General features: G+C 41.4%; 27 protein-coding genes. 16 read left to right on the plus strand and 11 right to left on the minus strand.

Annotated features, from left to right (window positions below):
* Positions 1-126: 126 nt before the first annotated feature.
* The gene (locus tag EKM98_RS10395; RefSeq protein WP_068226122.1) at positions 127-609 is read right to left on the minus strand and encodes a glutathione peroxidase; all 483 of its coding nucleotides are present in this window, start codon (positions 607-609) and stop codon (positions 127-129) included.
* A gap of 160 nt (positions 610-769) precedes the next feature.
* Between EKM98_RS10395 and EKM98_RS10400 the strand changes: the two genes are divergently transcribed.
* The 4 genes from EKM98_RS10400 (at position 770) to EKM98_RS10415 (ending at position 3213) form a co-directional block, all read left to right on the plus strand.
* On the plus strand, positions 770-1210 hold the full coding sequence (locus EKM98_RS10400) for a DUF3290 domain-containing protein (protein ID WP_068226123.1): 441 nt from the start codon (positions 770-772) through the stop codon (positions 1208-1210).
* Between the two features lies 1 nt (position 1211).
* On the plus strand, positions 1212-1862 hold the full coding sequence (locus EKM98_RS10405; protein WP_100071605.1) for a DUF421 domain-containing protein: 651 nt from the start codon (positions 1212-1214) through the stop codon (positions 1860-1862).
* 79 nt (positions 1863-1941) lie between these two features.
* On the plus strand, positions 1942-2418 hold the full coding sequence (locus EKM98_RS10410; RefSeq protein ID WP_125982526.1) for a universal stress protein: 477 nt from the start codon (positions 1942-1944) through the stop codon (positions 2416-2418).
* Positions 2419-2574: 156 nt separating this feature from the next.
* Complete coding sequence (locus EKM98_RS10415; protein ID WP_225359742.1) at positions 2575-3213, plus strand: stage II sporulation protein M; 639 nt, start codon at positions 2575-2577, stop codon at positions 3211-3213.
* Positions 3214-3374: 161 nt separating this feature from the next.
* On the opposite strand, the gene EKM98_RS10420 is transcribed toward EKM98_RS10415, so the two are convergent.
* Together EKM98_RS10420 and EKM98_RS10425 are read right to left on the minus strand one after the other, a co-directional pair.
* The gene (locus tag EKM98_RS10420) at positions 3375-3902 is read right to left on the minus strand and encodes a hypothetical protein (protein WP_225359741.1); all 528 of its coding nucleotides are present in this window, start codon (positions 3900-3902) and stop codon (positions 3375-3377) included.
* Positions 3886-4257: a DUF4430 domain-containing protein gene (locus EKM98_RS10425; RefSeq protein WP_068226126.1), complete on the minus strand. Its 372-nt coding sequence runs from the start codon at positions 4255-4257 to the stop codon at positions 3886-3888. The genes EKM98_RS10420 and EKM98_RS10425 overlap by 17 nt, the downstream gene beginning before the upstream one ends.
* Before the next feature lie 96 nt (positions 4258-4353).
* Between EKM98_RS10425 and EKM98_RS10430 the strand changes: the two genes are divergently transcribed.
* Both EKM98_RS10430 and EKM98_RS10435 read left to right on the plus strand, forming a co-directional pair.
* A complete protein-coding gene (locus EKM98_RS10430) occupies positions 4354-5079 on the plus strand; it encodes a TatD family hydrolase (RefSeq protein WP_068226127.1) in 726 nt (241 codons plus the stop codon).
* A 45-nt stretch (positions 5080-5124) separates the two neighbouring features.
* A complete protein-coding gene (locus EKM98_RS10435) occupies positions 5125-6045 on the plus strand; it encodes a Gfo/Idh/MocA family protein (protein ID WP_068226128.1) in 921 nt (306 codons plus the stop codon).
* An 821-nt stretch (positions 6046-6866) separates the two neighbouring features.
* Here the strand turns inward: EKM98_RS10435 and EKM98_RS10440 are convergent.
* Positions 6867-7802, minus strand: coding sequence for an alpha/beta hydrolase (locus tag EKM98_RS10440; RefSeq protein ID WP_125982528.1), 936 nt, complete (start codon positions 7800-7802; stop codon positions 6867-6869).
* Between the two features lie 202 nt (positions 7803-8004).
* Here EKM98_RS10440 and EKM98_RS10445 point away from each other — a divergent pair, with 202 nt between their 5' ends.
* The gene (locus EKM98_RS10445) at positions 8005-8715 is read left to right on the plus strand and encodes a VIT1/CCC1 transporter family protein (protein ID WP_068226130.1); all 711 of its coding nucleotides are present in this window, start codon (positions 8005-8007) and stop codon (positions 8713-8715) included.
* Positions 8716-8928: 213 nt separating this feature from the next.
* On the opposite strand, the gene EKM98_RS10450 is transcribed toward EKM98_RS10445, so the two are convergent.
* Together EKM98_RS10450 and EKM98_RS10455 are read right to left on the minus strand one after the other, a co-directional pair.
* Positions 8929-9411 carry a Dps family protein gene (locus tag EKM98_RS10450; RefSeq protein WP_125982530.1) on the minus strand — a complete coding sequence of 161 codons (483 nt, stop codon included), beginning with the start codon at positions 9409-9411 and terminating at the stop codon, positions 8929-8931.
* A gap of 234 nt (positions 9412-9645) precedes the next feature.
* Entirely contained in the window at positions 9646-10524 is an 879-nt protein-coding gene (locus EKM98_RS10455; RefSeq protein WP_125982532.1) for an oxidoreductase, read from the minus strand.
* Positions 10525-10668: 144 nt separating this feature from the next.
* Between EKM98_RS10455 and EKM98_RS10460 the strand changes: the two genes are divergently transcribed.
* The 8 genes from EKM98_RS10460 to sfsA all read left to right on the plus strand — a co-directional run bounded on the left by EKM98_RS10460 (position 10669) and on the right by sfsA (position 18210).
* Positions 10669-10935, plus strand: coding sequence for a hypothetical protein (locus EKM98_RS10460; protein WP_225418569.1), 267 nt, complete (start codon positions 10669-10671; stop codon positions 10933-10935).
* A 1091-nt stretch (positions 10936-12026) separates the two neighbouring features.
* Positions 12027-13748 (plus strand): metallophosphoesterase family protein, encoded by a 1722-nt coding sequence (locus EKM98_RS10465; protein ID WP_125982534.1) that lies wholly within the window; start codon positions 12027-12029, stop codon positions 13746-13748.
* A 75-nt stretch (positions 13749-13823) separates the two neighbouring features.
* Entirely contained in the window at positions 13824-14498 is a 675-nt protein-coding gene (locus tag EKM98_RS10470; protein WP_225418570.1) for a C39 family peptidase, read from the plus strand.
* A gap of 667 nt (positions 14499-15165) precedes the next feature.
* Entirely contained in the window at positions 15166-15921 is a 756-nt protein-coding gene (locus EKM98_RS10475) for a threonine/serine exporter family protein (protein ID WP_125982537.1), read from the plus strand.
* 99 nt (positions 15922-16020) lie between these two features.
* The gene (locus tag EKM98_RS10480; protein ID WP_125982539.1) at positions 16021-16467 is read left to right on the plus strand and encodes a threonine/serine exporter family protein; all 447 of its coding nucleotides are present in this window, start codon (positions 16021-16023) and stop codon (positions 16465-16467) included.
* Positions 16468-16539: 72 nt separating this feature from the next.
* Positions 16540-16743 carry a hypothetical protein gene (locus EKM98_RS10485; RefSeq protein WP_125982541.1) on the plus strand — a complete coding sequence of 68 codons (204 nt, stop codon included), beginning with the start codon at positions 16540-16542 and terminating at the stop codon, positions 16741-16743.
* 108 nt (positions 16744-16851) lie between these two features.
* Entirely contained in the window at positions 16852-17343 is a 492-nt protein-coding gene (locus EKM98_RS10490) for a universal stress protein (RefSeq protein WP_125982543.1), read from the plus strand.
* A gap of 129 nt (positions 17344-17472) precedes the next feature.
* Positions 17473-18210, plus strand: a complete 738-nt coding sequence (gene sfsA, locus EKM98_RS10495) for a DNA/RNA nuclease SfsA (RefSeq protein ID WP_125982545.1) — start codon at positions 17473-17475, stop codon at positions 18208-18210.
* Here the strand turns inward: sfsA and EKM98_RS10500 are convergent.
* From EKM98_RS10500 to ilvD, 5 genes are all read right to left on the minus strand, one after another.
* Positions 18199-19125 (minus strand): L-lactate dehydrogenase, encoded by a 927-nt coding sequence (locus tag EKM98_RS10500; protein ID WP_125982547.1) that lies wholly within the window; start codon positions 19123-19125, stop codon positions 18199-18201. The genes sfsA and EKM98_RS10500 overlap by 12 nt on opposite strands.
* Positions 19126-19253: 128 nt before the next feature.
* Entirely contained in the window at positions 19254-20504 is a 1251-nt protein-coding gene (locus EKM98_RS10505) for an MFS transporter (protein ID WP_125982549.1), read from the minus strand.
* A 254-nt stretch (positions 20505-20758) separates the two neighbouring features.
* Entirely contained in the window at positions 20759-21733 is a 975-nt protein-coding gene (locus EKM98_RS10510; RefSeq protein ID WP_068279673.1) for a bile acid:sodium symporter family protein, read from the minus strand.
* 85 nt (positions 21734-21818) lie between these two features.
* Positions 21819-22145, minus strand: a complete 327-nt coding sequence (locus EKM98_RS10515) for a metal-sulfur cluster assembly factor (RefSeq protein WP_068226140.1) — start codon at positions 22143-22145, stop codon at positions 21819-21821.
* A gap of 37 nt (positions 22146-22182) precedes the next feature.
* Complete coding sequence (gene ilvD, locus EKM98_RS10520) at positions 22183-23949, minus strand: dihydroxy-acid dehydratase (protein ID WP_068226141.1); 1767 nt, start codon at positions 23947-23949, stop codon at positions 22183-22185.
* Between the two features lie 660 nt (positions 23950-24609).
* Here ilvD and EKM98_RS10525 point away from each other — a divergent pair.
* Entirely contained in the window at positions 24610-24822 is a 213-nt protein-coding gene (locus EKM98_RS10525) for a hypothetical protein (RefSeq protein WP_068226142.1), read from the plus strand.
* Positions 24823-25048: the final 226 nt, after the last annotated feature.

Genomic DNA, 25048 nt, shown 5'->3' on the forward strand with positions numbered 1-25048 from the left:
GCTCGACGTTTAAGCCAGCATCAAATTCTAATTCAAACGAAAAAGCACAGTTCAATCCCCTTGACTAATCGTAGGAAGAGGCCAGGACAAAAGTCCTGGCCTCTTTGTGCCTCTTAAGATAGGTTGCTAGCTATTCACGTGTTCATCGGCCAGTAATCGTTTAATATCTGGTCGAATTTTATCGGGTTTAGTCGTTGGTTCATAGCGTTTAACTACGTTACCAGAACCATCGATCAAAAATTTAGTAAAATTCCACTTAATTCGTTTGTGATCTGTTTCGTCTTTTAGATATTGAAATAACGGTTCAGTATTTTTACCGTTAACGTGAATTTTCTTGTGCATTGTAAAAGTAACACCATAATTCAAAGCACAGTAATCATCAATTTCCGCGTTATCTTTCAGTTCCTGAAGAAATTGGTTAGAAGGAAAGCCGAGAACGGTGACGGGGTCATCATGATAATCCTCGTAGATTTTTTCGAGACTTTTTAGTTGTGGTGCTAGACCACATTTGCTTGCAGTATTAACAATGACAACAATTTTTCCGCGGTATTTAGCCATGGAAACTTGCTGGCCATTCATCTCGGTAACTGTATAATCATATATTGACATCAAGAGACTTCCTTTCGAAGTTTAAGGTTGCTACCAGCGTTATAGCATGCTTAGCGGCTTCTGTCTAGTAAACTGAGTGTTGGTGATTGAAATTTATCGTCAAATACGATAGCGTTTATAAAGAATAGTTACAAATTACAAAGTTAAAGGGTGTGATTAGGTGAATTTCTATACTTATCGGCAGTTACTGCAACAGACTAATCGCGCACTTGTTTGGCGCTATGGTTTTCTGGTTCTATTGGGTATTCTGGTTATTCTACTCTTGTTTATGTTTCTGCGCCACAGAAATGATAGTAAGTACCGCGATCTACTGATTATTGTTGTTTTAAGCGCAGTTTTGATGATCGGAATTCAAATTAATAATTATAAACAATTTCAGAATAGTCTTTCGCAAAATGCGCAAATCGTTGCTTTTTTACGTTCAGTTAGTAAAACAAAACAGGTACCGTTGAAATACATTTCTGCCAATACAACAACCCTAACGGATCAAATGATTATTAGAGTTAAGAAAACGTACTACCAGGTCAACTTTGATAGTTCATTTGGAAGTTATCAATTAATTAAAACTCAGTTGATAACCCCTGAAACGGCGGGTGATTAAAATCTTTTCTTACTCAGATATTGGTTTAAAGTTATTTATTGGTTTAGTTACGGTTATTATTCAAATTAATTTGTTAGGAAAAGGAAACTTAGCGCCAGCAAACGCAGTTGATCAAATTCAAAATTATGTTTTAGGTGGAATTATCGGGGGTATGATTTATAACTCAGATATTACTGCCTTAGAATTTTTCCTGATCTTGGTTATTTGGACTTTAATTGTGATGGTAATTAAATTTGGTAGTAATCATAATCGTTATTTACGCCGCTTAGTAAATGGAGAACCCCATACAATTGTTCGCGATGGCCGAATCCTGGTCGCAGTTGCCACGCGCTTTGGTTTATCAGCAGGGGATTTATCACTTAAGTTACGAACAGCCGGTGTAACCGATGTTAGCTTGGTGAAGCGCGCTGTTTTAGAGCAAAATGGTCAGTTAACGGTTACGTTAGTTGGTGCCGATTCTGTAAAGTACCCCGTTATTTTAGATACGGTTATTGATCAGGATATTTTAGAGTTAATTGACAAGGATGAAGACTGGGTGGCAGCAATTTTAGCACAACAAGGTTACGAACTGGCGGATGTTTATTATGCAGTTTACCGTGGCGGCAGTCTAGTTGTGGCTCCGTATCCCGGTCACGAGACCGTAAAAAAATAAAAATTAGACGACTTCTTGTGTTTTGAATGAAATTTATTGACGAACAACTTATAATAGAGGTAAGTGAGGGGGTATTAAAATGTTACAAGAATACCATAATATTTTAGTTCCGGTTGATGGTTCAAAGAAAGCAGAACTAGCTTTGCAAAAGGCGGTTGCTGTTGCCAAGCGGAATAACGCACACTTAGACATTCTGGATGTGCTTGCAACGCAGCAGTTTGAAGTCAGTTACTCTAGTTTTATTGACGGTGACGTTATCTATAAAATGTCCGAGGATGTTAAGAAATACTTAGATCGTTTGGCAAATGATATAAAGGAAAAATCTGATTTTAACGACGTTACAATCCACATTCGTTTTGGTAATCCTAAGACTATTATTTCCCGTGACTTTCCTCAAGAGCACAAAAATGATTTAATCATGATTGGTGCCACTGGTTTAAATGCAGTTGAACGAGTTCTGGTTGGCTCAGTAGCATCATACGTTAATCGTAATGCGATCACTGATGTTTTAGTCGTTAAGACTAGGCTTAATAACAAAGAAGCACAAGAAAAATAATTAACGGAAAAAATAGGACAAAAGATAAATACTAGTAATTAATTCGATTAGACCTAATTGCTAGTAATCCTATCTTTTGTCCTATCTTTGTGTAATTTAGAATTCACGTGCCCTTTAAATCATAGTGTATACTAAAGGGCAAAAGGAGTGAAACTTGTGAATACCATCCAAATTCAACAATTTAAGCAGTGGCGTTCCAAGCGAATGCGCCGAACTTTCATAGCAGCTTGGTTGCTGATTCTTTGCGTTGCTGCCTTGGCCTTTTTTGCGTTACAGCTCTGGCACCCTTCCGCTCGTCAGGTTATGCTTCCTTTGCGGCGGGCCCTAAGTGGTATTAAGCCAGTTAGTGGAATCAAACTATGGGGCCAAATTGCCTGGCATAATGAATTGGCCGTTCTGATTGTTCTGGCGCTGGGACTGATTCCAGTCCCGTTGCTTTATTGGTATAACGCTGTAGCAACGGCCGCCAGTATTGGGATGGTCATCTATGTCGGGGCAATTGCTCACCAGAATATTTGGCTGTTAATCGCTACTGGGCTCCTTCCCCACGGAATTATTGAGCTGTCTTGTTTTGCGATTACCTTAGGGATTGCTGGAGAACTTAATTACTATATTCGTAGTCGAACACATAATATGCGCAATCAAAAAGATGATTGGGTTGGCCAATTACCGTTAAGGCCATTTTTATACGCTTTGTTCCGGCAGTATCTATTTATCGTGCTACCGGGTCTAATTATTGCGGGTTTTATTGAAGCTTTAATTACCCCTAAACTAATGCACTTAGTGGGAATTTAATGGATTGATTATTAGGTCTGATCGTATTTAAAATAAAGTGCATTAAGTTTTGGGATTATTAAGTCCCTAATCCTAACGTTTTTAGTTTTATGAGGGTACTTGTTTGTAAAGGGGTAGATTGTAGCAAATAATCGGGTTTCTGAGCACCTTTCAAACACACACTAACTAAAATCTAAATTAAATTGTTTAATAATCCGGTGAAGTGCCGGTATCAGAGCGAGATAGATTACAAAATTACCTATTGCGTGAAGACTGTCAAAGTAAAGCCCCGCAAGGTAGTAAGGAATGAAGGCCCGCGGGCCACCAATAAATGGAATTTGGCCGGCGCTAACGACAAAACCGTAGAAGTAACCGGCAAATAAGCTGAAAGCTGCCTGTCCGAGCAAGTGTTGTTGAAACCAAGCATAATGCGCTAGGCCATAACTTAAGCAAACAACCGCACTATAGGCCAGTATTTGCGGTAGTGTCCAAATCCCAAAGCCTAACAATAGATTGGAAATCAGAATTGACAGCGTTGCGACGTAAAAACCGGTGGTGAAACCAAAATAAATGGTGATAAAAATAATGATATCGGTTACCGGTTGGACGTTGGGTAAAAATTGAAATAAGTAGCGACCAACCACGCAGATAGCGGTTACTACGGCAATAAAGGTAATATAACGCGTTGAATACTTAATTGGTTGGCGCAAGATTAAAGGTTACCGAATCATGATTCTTTAAGTACGTTTGTGTCGCGCCTTTTGAAGCCATTTTGCCGTTTACCTTGAAGAGCCAGTAGCTGCTCGCTTTTTTATTTTGGCTATGACCAGCAATATCTGTAATCATGCCCTGCTTTTCTTTAACTTTAAAGTTCTTTTTTAAAACTTTCATTAGGTTGGTTTTAGTCGTTGTTTTAATCTGCTTAGTTTTGAAGGTTTTGTGTTTTTGTTGCAGCGTGATCTTTGCTTTAACACTTTGACCTGCGGCGGCAGCCGGAACTAGGTTACTTGTAATTAGTGCTAGGCCGAAGACAATGGTGAATAATCCCTTAATAAAACGGTGCATAATAGAGTCCTCCTTAGAAATCGATTGCAGTCTTAAGTTTAGCAAATTAAGGGTTGTGGTGCAAAAAGGGGTTACGGAGTAAAAGGAGTGGAATTAATGCAATTGAGTGACGCGCATTGTCACGTAGCTGATCGTGCTTTTGTACAACAATTAAAGCGTCAGCATATTTTTACGACAATTAACTGTGCGACGCCGGCAGAATTCACGCAAAATCAAACGTGGGTTGGCCGATCGCGCTATCTAAGATTATCTGCAGGAGTTCATCCGTGGCAGGTAGATAAGGTTTCGCTAAACCAAATGATGCCAATTTTGCAGCAAGTACCGATAATTGGTGAAATTGGTCTGGACAACGTTTGGACTAAAACTGATTTAGCTTTGCAGCAACAAGTTTTTTCTAAGCAGTTAAGTTATGCCGAACAAGCACATAAACCAGTGATCGTTCATGTTAAAGGAATGGCGCCAGCGGCCTTGAAAATTATGCGGCCATATTTCACCACTTTTTTAATTCACTGGTATGATGATTTGACCTACCTTAACGATTTTTTGGCCCTAGGTTGTTACGTCAGTATTGGCCCTTCTTTCGCTAGGGATGCTAACGTTATAAAGGTGATGCACCAGGTGCCACTAGAAAAAGTACTGGTTGAATCTGATGGTCTAAGCGGAATGGGCTGGGCCTTAAATCAAGAATTACCATTGGCCGCCTACCCACAGCGATTGGCCGCTTGTATTCGAACTTTAGCGCAAATTCATCATTTAACTTCGGACCAATTGGCCGCACAATTAGTAGCTAATCTTAAACGTTTTTGGCTGGCGGAAAATTAAAGTATATTATTCCACGATAAAATTATTTTAAAAGGGAGCGATCTAATGTTAAAAATCGGCGTTATTGGTCTTGGCAACATTGCCCAAAAAGCATACTTGCCGGTGATGGCAGGGATGCAAGATCAAGTTGAGTGGATTTTATGTACCCGCAATAATGAAAAATTACAGTACTTACAACAGCGTTACGGTTTTAAAAAGGTCGTTCATTCAGTAACAGAGCTACTTGAATTGGCACCGACGGCAGTATTTATACATACACCAACTGAAACCCACGCACAATTAATTGAGCAATTTTTACAAGCTGGTAGTCACGTTTACGTTGATAAGCCAGTCAGTGATGATTTGGCGGTGGTTAAGCATTTATATGCTTTAGCGGCGGCAAAAAAATTATTATTAACGGCTGGATTTAACCGACGCTTTGCACCAATGAATCAACGCTTACAGCAAATTGGACCGGCAAATGTTTTGTTAGTTCAAAAAAATCGCATTGCGGCAGACCAACCAGTTAAGTTTGCCGTATTTGATTTAATGACCCACGTTGTCGATACAACTTTATTTTTGGCGGGAATTGAAACGGACGCGGCACTAACTTGTCACTATCAGGTTTCTACTTTGCAAGGTAATCTAGATCACTGTAGTTTAACTTTGGAGTTACCAAATATGACAGCTCACGCTTTGATGAACATGCACGCCGGGGCCAACAGTGAGACGGCCGAACTGCAAAATATTCAGGGTAGTTATCGAGTCGTTGACCTTAATTCTTTTAGTAAACGCAGCCCAGAAGGTGAACAAATAACAACGTTCCCTGATTGGACACCTAATTTACAACGCCGCGGGTTTGAACCACTTATTAAGGCTTTTGTTGCAGCAGTTGCCGATCCTGCTCACACTAACCCAGTCAGCCCAGCCTCCAGTATTTTAACGCATGAACTGTGTCAAAAATTAGTTGCGGCTAGTACATCGTAGCCCTTATATTTAAAACTGTTAGCTAGTTTTCAGAACGCCAGAACTTAACTGGAACAAGGCAGAACAGTTTAGATTCCATTCCGGTGCGCGAGGACGGAACGCGTGGCGGGTTGGCGAGCTAACTTTTACCAGATAAAGGCAAAGCTGGAATAAAAGTGGATCTCGCCAAGCCCACATGATTCTAAATGGCCCAGACCGCCATTAAGAATCATCGACACAGCTGATCCTCGCGCCCCGAAATGAGATCTGGCCGCCGTAGCACATTTAAATGTTATTTGTGTCTATTGCAGTAAACCAGTTATTGTGTTGCAAATAGGTGAAAACTACCTTTGTCAGTGTTGCTGGCTAATTAAGATCATCAATAAGTTGCGCAGCATTAAAGCTGTGGTTTCTACTCAATTGGACTAATTAAACAATTAAATGATTCAATAATCAGAGCTCAACCACTGCCAAGGTGGAATGGAGGCGCTGGCGTATCAGCCGTGTCGAAGATACTTGATGACCGAATTGTGGTCATTTAGTACCTTGCGTGATTGACAAGATCCATTTTCTTTTCCGGTGGGGTTTAATCGGAAAGAAAATTAGCTTGTCAACGCGCCACTGTCGCTCATTCTTAACAACTAATTTTAGCAAGTATTAATTACTAGAACATATTCGCTAAACAGGACCTGTTTCCCGTTGTCGATTGGACTAAGCCGAAGTCCGGCAAGTCCAAGTCGCACGCGTTCCATACGCCAGCGCCGGAATGGAACCTAACTAAATCTGCCCACGTGTCATTCCGTGGCAAGCGGCATAAGCGCTCTCTAGTTTCAGATTTGTTTTTAATGAACGTATCGCGCTAAGAAAGCTTGAATGCTATTTCGATAACGCTCAGGCGCTTTGGAAAATGAGCCTACGTGTTTGGCTCCTTTAACGGTCAGCATTTTTTTAGGTGCTCTAGTTGCCTGATAGAGTGTCTTAGTCATTGCGTGGGGGACAAAGGTATCAGCACTGCCTGAGATGAACATGATTGGCGTTTTATCCTTTTTGACTTGTGCTAACGCGTCAGCCTCCTTAAAACTATAACCGGCCCGAACTTTGGTAATTGCACTAGTAATTGGGACCAGCGGAAAGCGTGGTAGGTGGTATAAGGCCGTGGCTTGATGGCTAATTTCGGCGTCTGCGGTAGTGAAGGGACTATCAACGACAAAGGCCTTAACTTGGCTAGGTAATGATGATTCGCCACTGGCCATTGTCATGCCACTAGCACCCATGCTGATACCAAAAAGAACGATCTGGGAGTTCTGGCCATTTTTTTGAACAACTTGTTTGGCCCACTTAATGTAGTCTAAACGGTCCAGCCAACCATAGCCGATAACTTTACCTTGACTGGCACCTTGGCCACGAGAATCAGGCAGTAACACGTTATAACCTAGGCCATGAAAGAGTGCAGCGTATTGTCCCATCTGTTCTTTGCTACCCATGTAACCGTGGGCAATTATTGCCGTTTTGGTTGTTGGCTTAGCAGCCTTGATGTAGTCTGCATCCAAACGTAAATTTCCGGTGGCCGAAGTTTCAAACCATATTTTCTTAGGAACATTTTGAAACCATTTCTTTTCTGAATATAAAGGGTCAGAACGTTTTATGGTTGTATTTTCACTAATGAAACTTTTTTGACCAGGAACAATAGCAACATTGTAAAAATATAGGCCAGCACCAAACAGACCGATAACAATTAAAAGAATTAGGACACCCGCAACGCAAAGCATTTTTTTCATGATAGCCACCTCGTCAGTAGCGTACCATAAATTTCTTTCTAAAAGAATCACCAAAGTCGAATTATTGTCCCTGTATTCGGTTTCAGTTTGGTGTTACCATTGAGAGGAATTCTCAATTAGAACGTAAGCAAGTGTGACGTTGCTTTTGAATAACGTTTTAATTTAGTTTCTAGATAGATGGGTTGAAAAAGGGGCGATTAGAATGATTGATTTACATATTCACCGTTCACCAACTAAGCCGTCATTACGCTTGTCTGAATGGCTTAATGTGTTGCGAGCAGGTGTTTTGGGGATGAATGATGGGATTATCTCAACTGCCGGAATCGTTCTAGGAGTAGCGGGTGCCCAGCAAAGTTCCTTTATGTTATTTATTGCCGGAATTTCGGGAATGTTAGCCGGCGCCTTTTCCATGGGCGGTGGGGAGTTTGTTTCTGTTGGCCAGCAACGGGATATGCAGCGGGCAACGGCGGCCAAACAGCGCCAGGCTATCAGCGACGATTACCCGAAAGAATTAGCGGAATTAACTCGGGTTTATACCGCTAAGGGTATCTCAACGGAATTAGCCCAGCAGGTAGCGATTGAATTAATGGCCAAGGATGGCCTTAGCGCAACCTGTCGCGAAAAGTATAATATTGAATTAGGTAATTATTTTAATCCGTGGCACGCGGCCATTTCGTCGTTCTTTTCATTTTTTGTTGGTTCAATTTTGCCGCTCCTTACAATTACTTTAGTGCCGGCTAAATGGAAAGTAGCAGTCACCTTTTTTGCCGTCGGCTGTGCTTTATTATTAACCGGCTATGTCAGTGCAACACTTGGCCAAACGAGGCGGCGTAAAGCAGTTTTACGCAATTTAGTTGTAGGGCTGTTAACAATGGCAGTTACTTACGCTGTTGGTCATCTATTTGCAATTTAAAGATCATATCGTCGGTCAGAGAAGATCATTATTGATTATAGCAACTCTAAAAGCTATTTAGGGAGTTTTTTGGGAGTGGAGACACGCGAACTCAGTTTGGACTAATGCTCTGACTAATTTAGTATAAACGTGTTCGAAAAAGCGACACAACAGGTGAGTAATACTCAGACTGTTGTGTCGCTTTATTTGTAAGCTTGAATTTAAATGTTGAAATTAGTCGTCAAAAGGACCCTTACCTAAGTAAGCTTTTAACATCCAGATATTCTTATCAGTAGCTTCTTTAAAGCCATTCATGATGTCTTGGGTAGGATCATCATGTTCCTCGCCACTGATGGTAATCGTCTTTTGGTACTGATCGCGAAGATATTCGTAGTCTTTGACCAGACGTTCCATATATTCTTTAAGGGTATACTGACCAAATGTTACTTTTTCTTCTGTTAAGCCAGTATTTTCAATGAATTCGTGAACTGTACCATAAGGTGAGCCACCAAGGGCAATTAAACGTTCAGCAATTTCATCTAACTGTTCGTTTAATTCATCCATATAGTCATCCATTAATGGGTGTAGCCGGAAAAATTCGCTGCCACGCATGTACCAATGGGTTTGGTGAATGATAACAGTTAATTGGCTGATATCTGCAACTAATTGATTCAGTTGGGCCTTAGTTTTTGGAAAATTGTAATTAAGTTCACTCATAGTAAAAGTCTCCTTTAAGTATATTTACGTACACCACTAAGGATAGAATTAAAGCCGTTTAAAAGCAATTAAAACGCTTAACTTTTATCGAAAATGTCTAGAAATTTGTTTAGATTGTCGCTGCTATGACGTAATGACAGCCAAGGATGTTAATAATTGGCCTTACTCATTTAATCTGCCACGTTTTAATTTCAATTGGCCGCTAAAACTGTGACGTAAGGGTAGCTTAAGGATTTAGTTTGCCGTAGATTGATCATCATTAGTGGCTTTATTTTGTTGATGTTGGTAAATTTGCCAACAGAGCGTAAGTGTGCCGGCCAATAGTGTATCAAAAGTACGATCGGATAGATATTTACGCCCAACTAAGGAAATTGTGCTGCCGGCGCCTGCAACGTAGCGTGTCTTTGGACGACGTGCGCGAGCTGCCTTTTCCATAACGTTGGCAATGACCGATGTATCTGAACCGAATTGATTAAATAAGCTAAGCATGGCCCCAGCTTTTTGCGCCGTTTTTGCGTAAGCGGTTTGTCCTGAAACCGCTAATAATTTTTTGCGAGCAATTCCTGGCCATTCAGTTCTGGTACAACCTGGTTCGATGATAACAATGTCGATTCCAAATTGACTGACCTCTGTGCGCAGTGAGTCAAGCATGCCTTCTAGTGCGTGCTTTGTTCCCATGTACCAAGCGCCCATTGGCTGATAGATTTTACCACCAATTGAGGAAGTGTTGATAATTCGACCGCTACCTTGGCGGCGCATAATTGGTAGTGCGAGTTTGATTAAAGCGATCGCTCCAAAGACGTTTACTTCAAATTGATTTTTACCCTCAGCCAAACTAACATCTTCAACGGCACCATAAGCACCATAGCCGGCGTTATTGATTAAAATATCTAAGTGGCCTTCCTGAGTTATAATTGTTTTAATAACATTCTCGCGGGATTCTGCGACAGTGACATCGAGATTAATGATGTTGATACCAAGACCAACTAAGTGACGCATACGTTCCATTCGGCGAGCGGCAGCGTAAACGATGAAACCAGCTCTTTTGAGGCGGATGGCGGTGGCTTCACCAATACCAGATGAGGCCCCAGTAATTAAGACAACTTTTTTCATTTAGATAAATCCTCCTTTGATAAAAACTACTAGTTAAGCTGAATATAGCGCTTTTGTTAGGCAAGTCAAGCGTTGTCATAGCCAAATGTTAACGGAACATTGGTTAAAAGTGTTAAAATGTAAAGACAGAGAGGGGTTTTTTAGTTGAAACAAAGCGGCTATAACGCAAATGGTATTAGTGACGTTGTTGAAAACGCAAAGAATAGTGGATTTGAAATTGGTGACCAAGTTAAAGTAACCAAGGTAAAAGGTATTCCAGATTGCGTCGGTGTTATCTCTAAAAAATACACAAATAGTGCAATGGTTAAGTTGCACGAAGGCGATAAAGTAACCGCACAGGTTATGGAAGAAATGAACGGACGTTACGTCGTCAATTATGATCATTTAGAAAAATTAGTAGACGCAAAGTAGTAGATAAAAAGCCTTAAAACAGAAATATGATCTGTAAATGAGTAATTTTTTGCCACAGGTTCTAGAGTAATGATCGAAAATAGTAAGGGAGTGTGACAAAAGTCGGTTTTGGGTTTACTGCGTAACGTAAGCTAATCCAATAACCGTACTATGGTTATTGAATTAGCTGTAGTTAGGCACGTAAACCCAGACTTTTGGCGCATGTTCGAAAACAAAAAGAGACTAGGATTGTTGTCCTAGTCTCTTTTTGTGGCAACTGATTCCAGACTTACGAAAATGTTGCAAAATATAAAAGCGGCCAGGGCTAAAAAACGTTAGCAAGTTAAGTACAGTTGGGCTATGAACTCCCCCTTTATCTCCCCGTATATTCTAATCTTAGTGTAACAAGAATATTAGTGTGGGCCTAAATAAAAGCTGGGTAAAATAATTTTAGCGAAACGGTTGCAAACGCTTACTTTAGCTGCTATACTGTATTTGTAAGGAAGAGGTAAACCAATAGATTGAGTAGTAAATTTACAAATAGTTCTTCTGGATACTGTTTCAGTGTAGTACTGGTTCGTAAGGTAGTACCGTTTCAGATTCACGAAGAATCGTAGTTGTTTTATCTTAGTAGCAAAGATGTCCAACGGAGGTGCATGTCAAGTAAGATGTGTCAGGTATTTCCAAAAAGACAACAAACATCAGCGATAGCGTAATACAGGATTCTTAATCCGAGTATTTGGACAGAATCATAGCAGATGTATTTTACAAAAATGTACGCTTGCTCAGGTGAGGTTGTCGTACAATTGAATAAGTAGTAAATTTTTAGAATGAGGCGAAAGATATTTTAGATTTAAACCAATGTGTTAGTCGTTTCCCTAAGCAACAAATTAATCTATTGGCTCTTCCGAACATTTGATAGGCGTTAAGTATTGATGAATAATCGAAACTTGACGTCTATTTTTGTGCGCTTAATTAAGGTCAGAGAGCGTCCAGAAGGCGGATAACAATGTAAATTTGGCAAACATATTTACAACCTCCTTAAAACATGGAAGAATGGTGGGGAATAGGTAAATTTTACCCGATAATTTTTTGATGAAGGAGGCGATCAAATGGCAGATTCTAAAGTCACCAACAAAGTAGGGGCAAGTACAAGCAAAACAGAAGAATCAGTGGATGATTTAACGACGGTGGGCTTTTACTGGGTTAATCACCATAATCAGACGCCTGACGGACAGAGCTACACACTTTACGTTGGCGAAAACTATCAGCATAGTCCGTTTCAGTTACTATTTCCTGCTGAGCGTGCCGATCGACTTGGTGGTAATTTGCTCTATCGGAGCTGGTCACGGCATTTTCAGCGGTATAACTCGTTTGTTCGCGTGGCGGACAATGCGCGCGTTTTTATGGCACAATTCATGGCTAAATTTGTTAGTCAGATTACTCAGGTTGCAACTAAGAATTCGCTAACGATGGGTGTTATAACGGATACGCATGACCGTGCTGGCAAAAATTATCAATTTTACGGGACCAATGGCTTGCAGCATGTTGAAGAGTTAAAGCTATTGGATAATTTTGGTGTGTTTGACGCCATTGGTCATTTAGGTGATCTAATTGATGGGGCCAACGAACCATCTGTATCCCGCGTGCGTTTGGGCCAAATCATTGGTACGTTAAATCAATCGAAAACACCATTTTTTGTGACTAAGGGCAATCATGATGAGAATGATAAGTACGCAATACATCAGCCAAAAAAACAAGTAAGTGATGCTTTTGGACCCAATGATTTTGCGGATCTAGTTTGGAAAAAAATGTACGCCCAGGCGCAAATTCATGAAGTATCAGCCCGTTTTGGTGTTGGCTATTTTGATAAAGGCCCGGTACGAATTATTTTTATTAACACTAGCGATGTGCCATATGAACTGACCAGTAGTGGTGCTAAACGCTATGATACCAAAAAGATGCACGCTATTCGTGGCGGACAAATGCAAGAAATTGTGGCCATTTTACAACGTAGTTTAGATAAAAACATTATTTTCTTTGGCCACGCGCCATTAGTTGATGCCGCTGGTCACGAAGATATTGTTAAAAATGGTGGGGCCTTACAGGAATTATGTCGTTATTTTAATCAGCATCAGCACGGCCGGTTAGTCAGACATAGTGCGGACACTTTATTTGCGCTTAACTTGCGGTATGATTTTAGTCAAATTGGTCAGTCAAAGGTATCAGCCTATATTTGTGGTCACTTGCATAATGAAGGGGCATTTGTCGTAGATGATATTCAATATGTCATGCTGAATTGTAGTGCGCTTATTAGTGCTAACCAACCTAATGTTAACCAGTTTAATCAGAATTTTGACCGGCAACAAGGAACGTTATCGGAATCGGCAGGCTATGCGATTGATGTTAATAATTTGAAGGGTCGTCTGACTGTTTTGGGCTATGGTGCTGCTACACCCAAACGAACTTTCACGATTTCAAGTGTCCACCCAACCTTGCCGGCGATTGGGGATACTGGAATTTTATCAGTGGCCAGTTATTTTAGTGGGCATCAGCATTTGAACTTACAAATCGAGCAAGCCATGAGCGGCCGATTAATTTGTTTTCTCAGTGGTCAGTTGCGTTTACCACAATCCAATGATTTACAACAGGAACGTGTAGCGACAATTCCGCTACCATACCGACCTAAGCAGCTATTGCTCGTGCCAGTTCAGAGTATCAATGGTGATCAGGCCCAGCTGGGAATTGAACCCAATGGGGACGTTTGGTTGACAACACAGCGGTTAACAACACAAAAGGGATCCTTTATCTTAAATTTATCTTGGATACGTTAAGTAAGCTGGTAACTTTTTACTGATTGTGTATAATGCAGTTATTGAGTCAAAATTTAAGTGAATGAGGCTTTGTGATTGAAACGAAAACAAACAAATCGGCATCAGCATAAGCGGCGTAATTCACGCTTATTTCTGATTTGTGTACTTCTTTTGGTTGGTATTATTGGTTGTTTATCTCTTTTAGGACGGGAAAACGCCCCAAAAGAGATTAGCTTTCCGACTACCGTTGAAAATGGTGCGTTAAAATTAATTGGTCAGCAGCCGGTTAGTATTGAAATGCCAGTTAAGGCACGCTCGCAATTTCCAACTTTGCCAACCGGCTGTGAGATTGCGGATGTTGCTATGCTATTTGATTACCGTGGCCACCCAACGGACCTAGCTACTTTGGCGAATTCGCTTCCGTACACTGATGATCCGGAGACTGGCTTTTGGGGTGATCCCTTTACAGGAACGGGTTATACGATGTATCCGCCTGGTTGGCGTAAAATCTTTGAAAAAAAGCTTGGTAGTTTTACTGACTTATCAGGACAATCAGTGACTAAGCTGAAAGGCCAATTGGCTAAGGGAAAGCCAATTGTTGCCTGGGTCCATATGCACGGCTTTGTTGCCCACGCCATTTTATTGACCGGCTATGATCATGATACGATCATTTATAATGATCCTTTTACCGGTAAGGGTCAGCAAAGAATGTCGAGCCAACGCTTTTGGACAGTAGCGACATCACAGAAACATCGGGCGATGACTTATTAAGCGAGAGTGTCTAAAAAGGCGTCCAGGTTCTACTTCACAATTGGGGATTATTAGCCTAGACCGCTAATAATCTTGATGCTACGAACGATGGCCATTCTTGTGGCAAAATTCGTGCCGCAAGAAACATGGCTCTGAGCATTACTGACGATGTCGATCGTAACTACTATTCCGCAATTGAGAATTATTAGCTAAGTACGCTAATAATCTTGATGCTTCATACGTTATCCATTCAACTATGGCAAAAAACGCCAAGTTGAAATATGGCAACCGCAGGAACCTGCCTTTTTAAACACGTTTCCACTAAATTAGCCAATGGATACAAGTAAGACCATTTTCCAAATACGCTCTAAATAAAAAAACAGTAAGAGGCCAGGACAAAAGTCCTGGCCTCTTACTGTTTCCGCGCATTACGCTAGAACATGCGCCAAAGTCTGGGCTCACGTGCATTACGGGAGTGTTTGAAAAAACAGCTTCCTATGTTTTTCCAAACACGACTTCGGCTAATAATCCAATAACGATGGTACGGTTATTGGATGGGCCTACGTTACGCAGTGAACCTAAAACCAACTTTTATTCCACTCCCGGATGTTTTTTTAGTTTTGGTGCATTGCGGCGGAATTGGTTTGTCGCTATACTAATGAATAAAATGAGTAAAGTGGGTGGCCTGATGAGTGAGCAGCAGCAAAGCAGTGAATTGTTGGATACGTGTCTAATGGCCGGAAGAATTATGATTGAAAGTGGCTCGGAGATGTACCGGGTAGAAGACACGATGAATCGAATTGCTCAAAATGCCGGTGAAAAACAGAGTATCACCTTTACTACGCCAACAGGAATTTTTATGGAATTAGGGGATAGTGGTGCAGTTCAGATTCGCCAGATTACAAGCCGAACAATTAATTTAGAAAAGGTTGAGCACGTTAATGCATTATCCCGTGAATTTGCGGCTCAAACAATTAATCTTGGTCAACTCCATCAGCGCCTGGCTTCATTGGACCGAGATGTGCCTTTTTTTCCCGTCTGGCTCCAGATTATTGCGGCCGCATTGATCAGTTGTACTTTAATGATTATTTATGGTGGTTACTGGCAAGACTTTATTAGTACTGCCGTGATCGGTGCTACTGGTTATGCCGTTTTTTATTGGGTACGTGATCGGTTAAACATTAGTTACCTTAATGAGTTTTTGGCGGCGTTTACGATTGGATTACTGGCGTTGATAGCTGTCCGGCTACATCTAGGGCGAAGTATTGACATGATTATCATTGGTGGCGTGATGCCGTTAGTTCCCGGTGTGCCAATAACCAATGCTGTCCGCGATATTTTGGCGGGCCATTTATTATCGGGAATTGCTCGGGGAATGGACGCTATTTTTAGTGTTAGTGCAATTGGCGTCGGCATCGCACTGATCTTTCGTTTCTTTGATTAGCGCTTCAAAAACGCGACTGGATTCGGAATAAGTTTATACTAGGGCAGTTTGAATACATTTCAGGTAAAATTATTCCTAATGGATATGAGGAGCTATAAGATGATCACTTTATTTGGGAAAATCATATTACAACTTGTTTTTAGTTACATAGCCACAGTGGCCTTCGGCATTTGTACTAATGTGCCGCACCGAGCATTGAATGCCTGTGGGTTAACCGGTGCCGCGGGGTGGTTTGTTTATTGGCTGCTCGTGCAATTAGATTTGGGGCACATGTTGCCTAATCTAGTTGGTGCATTTGTAATTGCATCAGTTAGTTTGTTCTTTGCGCGAATGAAAAAAATTCCCGTGATTATTTTCAATATTCCGAGTTTAGTGCCGCTAGTTCCAGGTGGGGTTGCCTATCGCTGTGTGCGGGCGTTCGTTCTTGGTAATTACACGCAAGGTATCGGGTTTGCCATTCAAGTAATGATGATCTCCGGAGCAATTGCCGTTGGGTTTATGTTGGCCCAGTTTGTTGGCTTACGGCGGCCGGTGAAAAGTGATTAGCGAGTTAAAGGTGTTGCGCAATAAGTGCTAGGGTGTTATAACGTGGGTTGAATCAAGTGAGGGGGCACGGTTTTGTTATTTAATAAAACAATGGATTATTTGGTAGTTGGTGTTTATCGTTTGGCCAGTGGGAAAAAGACTGAGCAGTGTGTTATGCATAACACAACGAAACGTGAAGCAAAAACGCAGATGTTTAACTATTTAATAAATAATAAGCTGGGCAATCAGGAAGGGTCATTCCGCGATATTCTCTCGATTAGTGTTCATAAGGAATAGCCATGGTAACAAGGCGGTAGAGTTTCAACTTGCTATTTTTAATTTATTACCGCTATAATAAACTTAGTTGCAACATTATTAATGACCAACAAAGGTGGGAATAAGCGAATGAGTACAGAAGATCCAAAGAATACGCTAGATTTTGAAGTGGAGACCATGAACTTTCATCGTTTATTGGTGGCAGTAGATGAAGATGATTCAACGTCATCAATTCGTGCGTTTAACTACGCTGTAACTCTGGCCAAAACTTATCGCGTGCCGTTAGCAATTGTTACAATCTTGGAGACTGGCGATTTGAACATTTACGATTCATTATCGCCGGACGTTTTGTCAGATCACCGGCAAGAAGTCCTGGATAAAATTAACCAGTATGCGGCCAAGGCTAAGGATTTTGGTGTCACGGACGTAACGCCATTAATTGGTGAAGGGAAGCCAGGAAATATTATTGTAAATAAGATTATTCCTGATTGGCGGCCAGATCTTTTAATTGTTGGGTCAGAAACGACTGACAAGAATCGATTATTTATCGGTTCGCAAGCAAGTTATATGGCACAAAATGCGGCTTGTTCAGTAATTGTTGTTCGTGCCAACGATATGTAACGTTGTTTGATTAATTTAAAATTAAAATAGGACAAAGCGTAGTTGCAAAGATCATAGTTGCTGCTATTCTTTGTCCTTTATTTTTAGCATAAAAGTATTTGAACGGAAATTATTTTGGAGGAAATTAAAATGAAATATGCTAACGTCACGATTGGGACATTTCTTGCTCGGCCTAACCGATTTATTGCCAATTGTGAAATTGCCGGCAGTGTTCAGGCAGTTCACGTAAAAAATACCGGAAGAAATAAAGAAATTTTGCGGCCACAGGTTCAAGTTGCGCTAGTGAAAAGCAATAATCCTAAACGTAAAACAAAGTATGATTTAGTTGCTGCACTGTGTGGTGGACGCTGGATCAACATTGATAGTCAGGCACCTAACCATATTGCCTATGAAAGTATTTTGGATGGTACTATTCAGTTACCTGGGTTGGCCGAACCGATCACAACGTTACGCCCAGAAGTAGTTTTCTCTGATTCACGTTTTGATTTATTTGGGAGCACCGCAACTGAATCTTTTTTTGTTGAAATTAAGGGCGTCACATTAGCTAATGCTGACTTTGCGGCTTTTCCGGATGCGCCAACAATTCGCGCCGAAAAACACGTTCGAACTTTGATGGCGGCCCGCGCATCTGGCTATGGTGCTTATCTATGTTTTATTGTTCAAATGAGTGGTATTCGTGAAATGACCGTTTATAAGCAACGTGATCTGAAATTATATCAAGAGATTTTGGCCGCACAAAAAGCGGGCGTCACTGTTTTGGCCTATGGCTGCGCAGTAACGCCCGGAGAGATTAAAGCAGTTTATCCAGTTAAACTAAACCTTGCCCGTCAATTTCACGAATTAACGGCCGATGAATTAGCTCTTTGAGGGTAAAGTACTGTAATTATGTTTGATTGTGTCGGCAGATTTTTGGAAAAGTGCCTGTTCGTCTTCAGGCAAGGCAATTGGATAAGTAGCGACAATGCCTTCGCGGCCAACAATGGCCGGCTGACCAATACAAATTCCAAGTTCTTCGTTCCAGTTAGATACTGGCCGAATAACCCGGGCGTCACTAAAGACAGCCTCAGCTAGGGTAACGGCAGCTGTGGCAATACCATAGCTCGTGTAGCGTTTCCCATTAAAGATGTACCAGCCACCTAGGCGGGCGTCTTCACTAAGCTGATTAACGTCTAGGTTACGTTCTTTAGCGAGAACACTGATCGGTTTTCCGCCAACAGTGACTGTCGACCAGGCCGTAAATTGAGTTTCACCGTGTTCACCTAAGTTGAAACCGGCAACGTTCGTTAATTCAACGTTGAGTTTTTCGCCAACGGCACGCTTCATTCGCAACGTGTCTAACGAGGTACCAGTACCGAAGACTTGTTTTTTAGGCAAACCAGTTAAATCTTGTAAGTATGTGGTGATAACGTCACATGGATTTGTAATATCAATGATAATACCATTAAAACCAGACGCTTTAATCTTAGGACCAACTTCTTCGACAATTTTACTAGTCACGCGCAATTCGGCCAAGCGATCACCAGCGTGGTCATAAAGTGCGGTAATATCGCCAGCACTAAAAATAATAACATCAGTATCTTGTAACTGTGCGTAGTCCTGAATCGCTATGTTAGTGTGTGTTGTTAATTGTCCCTGGGCATCTTGTAAGTCTAGTTGCTCTGCCTTTGCGATCTTGTCGGACTTATCAAACAAGGTTAAATCGTCCGCAATCCCCTTAGTAACAATTGTGTAACCAACTTCACGACCAACGTGGCCAAGACCAATAACTGCCATTTTTCGCATAAAAAAGCCTCCCTGATAGCTTGCTAAGTTTGATATAAATCTAGTTTAGTTTGGAAAATATTTTATATTCCTAATTAAGTATACACAATTCTAAGAATTAGTAAAAAAATTGCAAGACTATTTTAATATTAATCACTATTAAGCGTAACTGAATGGTGTTTTTTATCTTGCCGGAGTCCGTGAGTATCATGCAGGAGTAAACCGAAATTAATTAACTCAAAAATTGCGGTCATGGCAAAAACACCACGATAATCGCTAATACTGGAAATAACCGCACCGAGCATTGGTCCAGAAACGCTGCCTAACGCTTGAAAGGATTGATTCCAACTAAATAAACGACCAAAGGCTTTGCTAGGAATATAAAGGGTCATGATTGCCTGAACGGCTGGTAATAGCGCGGCATCAGAAACCCCAACTAATAGGCGTAAGGCACCAAATTGCCAGATGTTACGAACAAAACTCATTGGTATAAAGCAGGCGGTAGCAAATAGCAAGCCAAAAAGGAGAACGTGTTCTGGCCCAACGTGATCGCTTAGTTTGCCTAACAATGGCGCGGCAAATAAGGTTACAACGCCTGGTAAGGCGGCAACAACGCCACTAATAAGCGCAATTGGGCCGTGGTGATGCAATAATTCGCCAACAAATAAGCTGACAATTGGGGTAACTGACATATTGGCCGCTTGAATAATTAAAGTGGTGATAAACATTCCGGTAATTAATTTTGGATAACGTAGTTCACGGAAAACCTGGCGTGTTGGGGTTAAATCCCCTTTAGCTAAAGGACTAAATTTTTCGTGAACAAAAAATAGTGTCATTAAAAAGACGATAAACATTAATGCACCAGTGACGTAAAAGGTGCTACGATAGCCTGCAATGCCGGCCAAAACGCCCCCTAGTAAGGGGCCAAGCAAAGTGCCAACAACGTTTCCAGTGGCCAAAGTGCCCATTGCCTGGCCACTTTTTTCCCGAGGGACCGCGGCAGCAATAATCGCGTTGGCGTTATTAATGTAGCCGGAGAAACCGCCCTGTAAGGCACGTAAAATAATTAAGACTGTAATATTAGGTACGAAACCACAAGCAGTAATCGTAAAGGTCATTCCCAGTGCTGCTCTCAAGCACATCATTTTGCGGCCATGTTCGTCGGCTAACTTTCCCCAAAATGGTGAGACAATTGCCTTTACGAGAAAAGTAATTGCAAAGGCTGTGCCACTGTAAAGATTAAGTTGCCATTTATTGAAATTACCTAATGTTTGTATGAAAAGTGGTAAAAAGGGCATTGTCATTGAAAAACCCATTCCGGTCATAAAGTTGCCAAACCAAAGAAAGGTTAAGTTTTGCCGCCAAGAAGGCTTTTGCTCTTTAATAGATTGATTGATCATCGCAAATGCCCCCTAAAAATTAATCGATTGCTTCAAGTTATACTCAGTTTACAATTTATATTTAATTAAACCAATTCTATAAATACCATTTAATGATAGAAAAATTAAAAGTGGGCCAAAAGATTGCTTTATCCGTAAATTCTAGCCAATTAGTGCTTGTTAGCCAGACGGATTGCGATTTTTTGTGTCCACTTCTTTTTCAAATGAGTATCGATCAAGGATTAATAGCGACCAGAAGTCGTCTTAATTGCTACTTAATTTTCTTGTAACTTTGTCGTTTTTGGCTCCGCCGATTTATCAGTATTTAATTTATTGCGCCAATAAGTCGAAAGAATTGAGCCAGAAATATTATGCCAGATACTGAAAATGGTTGAAGGGATAGCGGCTGCTGGATGGAAGTACTTCATTGCCAGCGTTGCCCCTAAGGCAGAATCTTGCATACCAACTTCAAAAGTAATTGCTTTTCTCTGAGGATCATTTAAGCGGATGAGCTTAGAGAATAAGAAGCCAAGCCCGTAGCCGGAAAGGTTATGTAAGATTACAACTGGGATAACCAAGGCAGTTTCTGCGGTAAATAAGTGAGCTTGGTTGGCTGCAAAAACGGAAGCAACAATTAATAAAATAGCAGTTTGGGAAACCAATGGTAAGATGCGATTAACGGTCTCGATCCTTTTACCGAAAATAGTGTGAACCAAAACGCCTAAGAAAATTGGTAGTAAAACAATTCGAATAGCGCCAAGGAAAAGTGAAGTAGCAGGGACGGTCACCCAATTACCAGCGTAAAGAAGTAAAAGTGTTGGTAACATTATTGGCGCTAGCAATGTTGATAACATGCCAATCGAAACATCTAAGGCAACATCGCCACCAGCAAGGTAGGCCATAACGTTTGATGACGTTCCACTTGGACAAGAACCAACAAGGATAACACCGACGGCAGTTGGTCCGTTAAGGTGAAAAATTAGGCAGAGTAGGTAGGCAATGCCGGGCATGATGACGTAGTGGGCAACTGTACCGGCGAAGACAGGCCACGGATGCCGAAATATTCTAGCAAAGTCCTTACGCGTTAACGTTAGGCCCATTCCAAATAGGACGATACCTAATAATAGCGATGTGTGCGGTGCGATTGCGACTCCAATACTAGGAACAAAGAAACTAAACGCGGCCACAGCTACGACTAGCCAGGTAAACCACTTACTCACCCAATTACCAACCATTTCAGCATGTTTCATATACATCTTCCTTTCGTAATTCAAGTCATTAATTTTTTGTTATTTTGATATTAAAAATAGAATTTAAAATGGTCGCAAAGTTCAACTAATAATGAACACCTAATGAAATTCGGGCGTAACGACTCATCTTTGCAACTGTCCACGCTGGGTACCAGACAAGGTTGATTTTGACCTTTTTAACCTCTGGAATAATAGAAAGGGCGTTATCAATCATTTGCTCAAGGATATCCGAGATTGGACAGCCCATTGTTGTTAACGTCATCGTGACGGCACATTCGCCATCTTCGGTCATACTCAGACCGTAAATCAGGCCAAGATTGACAATATCACAACCTAATTCAGGATCAATGACAGTTTCTAAAGCGTCTAACATGCGGTCTTTTAGGTTATCTGCAGTATTTGTTTCTGTCATTAGCACGGGCCTCCTACAATTAAAGATTTAAGTCTAATTAGAGCTTATTCTGACGAGCTTGTTCTTCAAGGGCAATGATCTCACTTGGATCCTTCATAACGCCACCAGTGTTGGCCGAGGTTACTAGGGCCGTGTAACGAGCCAGGTAGCCGGTGGTAACTTTAGGTTTAAAGGGTTTTAATTCCTTTTGGCGGTTGTGTAGTTCAGCAGCGGAAACGGCAACGTTTAGCGTTCGGTTTTTTAGATCAATCGTGATTTGATCGCCGTCATGGATTAGCGCAATTTCACCGCCTTCAGCGGCCTCAGGTGAAACGTGACCAACGCAAATTCCGTGAGTAGCACCGGAGAAACGACCATCAGTAATCAGGGCAACATCGCGACCAAGTCCGCGCCCGACTAAATCAGAAGTTGGGTTTAGCATTTCTGGCATGCCGGGACCACCTTTGGGACCTTCGTAACGGATAACAACGACGTCACCCTTTTTTACGGTACCATCATCGATGCCATTAACCGCATCATCGTGGGAATCAAAGCAGACTGCTGTTCCGGTAAATTCGTGAATATCGGGATCAACACCACCAACTTTGATTACGGAACCATCTTTAGCAATGTTACCGTAAAGTACAGATAGACCACCTTCGCTAGAATATGGATTGCTTAAGGGATGGATAACCTCTTCATTTTTAGTGTAGGCACCAGCAACGTTTTCCCGGATTGTTTTACCAGTGACGGTTTGCCGATCTGGGTGTAAAATGCCACCTTTTTCGATTAATTCATTCAGAATTACCGGAATTCCCCCAGCGTTGTGTACGTCTTCCATAGTCCAAGAAGATGATGGGGCAATTTTGGCCAGGAATGGTGTCTTTTCAGCAATGGCGTTGACGTCACGTTCGCTATATTTAACGCCGGCTTCGTGTGCAATCGCTAATGTATGTAAAACAGTATTGGTTGATCCGCCCATGGCCATGTCAAGTGCGATACAATCATCGAAGGCTTCTTTGGTCATAATATCCCGTGGCTTGACGTTATTTTTCACTAATGTCATGAGCTGTTTAGCAGCTGCGCGAATCAAGTCCCGCCGTTGCTCGGAAACGGCGAGTGCAGTGCCGTTATAAGGTAATGCCATCCCCATCGCTTCCATCAGGCAATTCATTGAATTAGCGGTGAACATTCCGGCGCAAGAACCACAGCCTGGACAGGCGTTTTGCTCGAGTTGAAGGAAGTCATCCTTGTTTAATTTGCCTGATTTAAAAGCACCCACGGCCTCGAACATATTTGAAAGGGTAACAGCGTGTCCATTTGGATCAAGGCCTGCCTTCATTGGACCACCAGAACAGAAAATGGCTGGCACATTGGTACGGGCGGCGGCCATTAACATGCCAGGACTGATTTTGTCACAGTTTGGCATGTATAAGACACCATCAAACCAATGGGCGTTAATAACTGTTTCGGCTGAATCGGCAATGATCTCACGACTTGGTAACGAATAGCGCATGCCAATGTGGCCCATGGCAATCCCATCATCAACCCCGATGGTATTAAACTCAAACGGAATACCGCCGGCCTCGCGAATGGCCTTTTTAGCAATTTCGGCTAATTCACGTAAATGAATGTGTCCTGGAACGATTTCAATATATGAATTGCAAATAGCAATAAAGGGCTTTTTCATGTCGTCAGTGTTCTTAACCCGACCAGTTGCGTACAGTAAACTACGACCAGGGGCACGATCAGCACCGACTTTAATTTCGTCACTACGCTTCTGCATGTCTTTACCAGTGACTGTGAAATTTAAGGTGTCGCTCATAGATAACCATCTCCTGAAGATTAGATTTTATTCGTTTAGATTAAAATTTGTGGTGCGAATGATTAGAAGACTATCACTTAGAAGATGTTTGTCAACTTTGTTTTATTAGAAATAGTTTTAAAAACAGCTTGACATAGGTAACTAATGCATGATAAATTTATTTTAACTTTTAATGCTAATCTAATTTAAATGCTTTGACGAGGAAGAGTAGTGATTTCCAGTAGATAAACAGAGAGCTCTGTAAGCTGAGAGGGGCAGTACTGGAAGTGACGAAAGTAACCTTTGAGCTATCTGCTGAATGAAGTAGGCGGGATTGGGAGTGCCCATTATCGCACCAACGCATCAATAATTAGAAGAATGAGCTTGCTCGTTTGCCTTCTGGTTTATCGGTTTTATAAAGAAGTCACATTCTGCTTTTAATTATATGTGCGCGGCAGAGGCATTTGCGGAGACGCAAATGTAAAACAAGAGGTGGTAACACGCGAAAGCGTCCTTGTGGTCTTATCTAAGATCACAGTGGGCGCTTTTTTTGTTGGCGTAAGCTCTCTGAATTAGATTGTCCTTTGACAATTGAATAGAAGAAGGCACTTATAAACTTACAAAAAGATTACAGCCATGCACGTTTCGAGTGCGCGAAGTTCGCGCTAGGAGGTTAAAAATATGAAAACAGCATTTGAATTAGTTACTTGTACCCACTGTGAACAGAAAGTTCCAACTGGTGTCTACTGTAGTAATTGTGGTAAACAGCTTTTCACCATTCAAGGGCAGGTTAATATCACAACAAGTTTTTGCGTTAACTGTGGCGCGCTAACCCCGGCAACTAAGTACTGTAGTATTTGTGGTTACGAAAAGGATTACGACCATTACTTCTAAAGTATTAGCGAATACCTGGAACTAAATTGTACTAGTAACCATTTTGACTGATTTAGCACGAATGTATTTGAAAGGACATAGATCTGTATGACCTTTTAACTACCTGCAAGAATAAACAAAAGCCGGATTTACAATCTAAGTGCAACACTTAAATAACTAGACCAAAAAGGCCATGAAGCCTTAAACTTATAAGCGACGAAACCAATAAGTTAGGACGGACTTCATG

Source organism: Loigolactobacillus iwatensis (genome assembly GCF_003950295.1).
GTDB classification, from domain to species: Bacteria; Bacillota; Bacilli; order Lactobacillales; family Lactobacillaceae; genus Loigolactobacillus; species Loigolactobacillus iwatensis.

What these genes read in the sequence shown, in the direction of transcription:
- EKM98_RS10515 (WP_068226140.1), bottom strand. Translation starts at nt 22,145, where the DNA reads ATGACAGAAACAAATACTGCAGATAACCTAAAAGACCGCATGTTAGAC.
- EKM98_RS10525 (WP_068226142.1), top strand. Translation starts at nt 24,610, where the DNA reads ATGAAAACAGCATTTGAATTAGTTACTTGTACCCACTGTGAACAGAAA.
- EKM98_RS10425 (WP_068226126.1), bottom strand. Translation starts at nt 4,257, where the DNA reads ATGCACCGTTTTATTAAGGGATTATTCACCATTGTCTTCGGCCTAGCA.
- EKM98_RS10490 (WP_125982543.1), top strand. Translation starts at nt 16,852, where the DNA reads ATGAGTACAGAAGATCCAAAGAATACGCTAGATTTTGAAGTGGAGACC.
- EKM98_RS10450 (WP_125982530.1), bottom strand. Translation starts at nt 9,411, where the DNA reads ATGAGTGAACTTAATTACAATTTTCCAAAAACTAAGGCCCAACTGAAT.
- sfsA (WP_125982545.1), top strand. Translation starts at nt 17,473, where the DNA reads ATGAAATATGCTAACGTCACGATTGGGACATTTCTTGCTCGGCCTAAC.
- EKM98_RS10480 (WP_125982539.1), top strand. Translation starts at nt 16,021, where the DNA reads ATGATCACTTTATTTGGGAAAATCATATTACAACTTGTTTTTAGTTAC.
- EKM98_RS10395 (WP_068226122.1), bottom strand. Translation starts at nt 609, where the DNA reads ATGTCAATATATGATTATACAGTTACCGAGATGAATGGCCAGCAAGTT.
- EKM98_RS10435 (WP_068226128.1), top strand. Translation starts at nt 5,125, where the DNA reads ATGTTAAAAATCGGCGTTATTGGTCTTGGCAACATTGCCCAAAAAGCA.
- EKM98_RS10455 (WP_125982532.1), bottom strand. Translation starts at nt 10,524, where the DNA reads ATGAAAAAAGTTGTCTTAATTACTGGGGCCTCATCTGGTATTGGTGAA.
- EKM98_RS10410 (WP_125982526.1), top strand. Translation starts at nt 1,942, where the DNA reads ATGTTACAAGAATACCATAATATTTTAGTTCCGGTTGATGGTTCAAAG.
- EKM98_RS10510 (WP_068279673.1), bottom strand. Translation starts at nt 21,733, where the DNA reads ATGAAACATGCTGAAATGGTTGGTAATTGGGTGAGTAAGTGGTTTACC.
- EKM98_RS10475 (WP_125982537.1), top strand. Translation starts at nt 15,166, where the DNA reads ATGAGTGAGCAGCAGCAAAGCAGTGAATTGTTGGATACGTGTCTAATG.
- EKM98_RS10445 (WP_068226130.1), top strand. Translation starts at nt 8,005, where the DNA reads ATGATTGATTTACATATTCACCGTTCACCAACTAAGCCGTCATTACGC.
- EKM98_RS10500 (WP_125982547.1), bottom strand. Translation starts at nt 19,125, where the DNA reads ATGCGAAAAATGGCAGTTATTGGTCTTGGCCACGTTGGTCGTGAAGTT.
- EKM98_RS10465 (WP_125982534.1), top strand. Translation starts at nt 12,027, where the DNA reads ATGGCAGATTCTAAAGTCACCAACAAAGTAGGGGCAAGTACAAGCAAA.
- EKM98_RS10430 (WP_068226127.1), top strand. Translation starts at nt 4,354, where the DNA reads ATGCAATTGAGTGACGCGCATTGTCACGTAGCTGATCGTGCTTTTGTA.
- ilvD (WP_068226141.1), bottom strand. Translation starts at nt 23,949, where the DNA reads ATGAGCGACACCTTAAATTTCACAGTCACTGGTAAAGACATGCAGAAG.
- EKM98_RS10440 (WP_125982528.1), bottom strand. Translation starts at nt 7,802, where the DNA reads ATGAAAAAAATGCTTTGCGTTGCGGGTGTCCTAATTCTTTTAATTGTT.
- EKM98_RS10505 (WP_125982549.1), bottom strand. Translation starts at nt 20,504, where the DNA reads ATGATCAATCAATCTATTAAAGAGCAAAAGCCTTCTTGGCGGCAAAAC.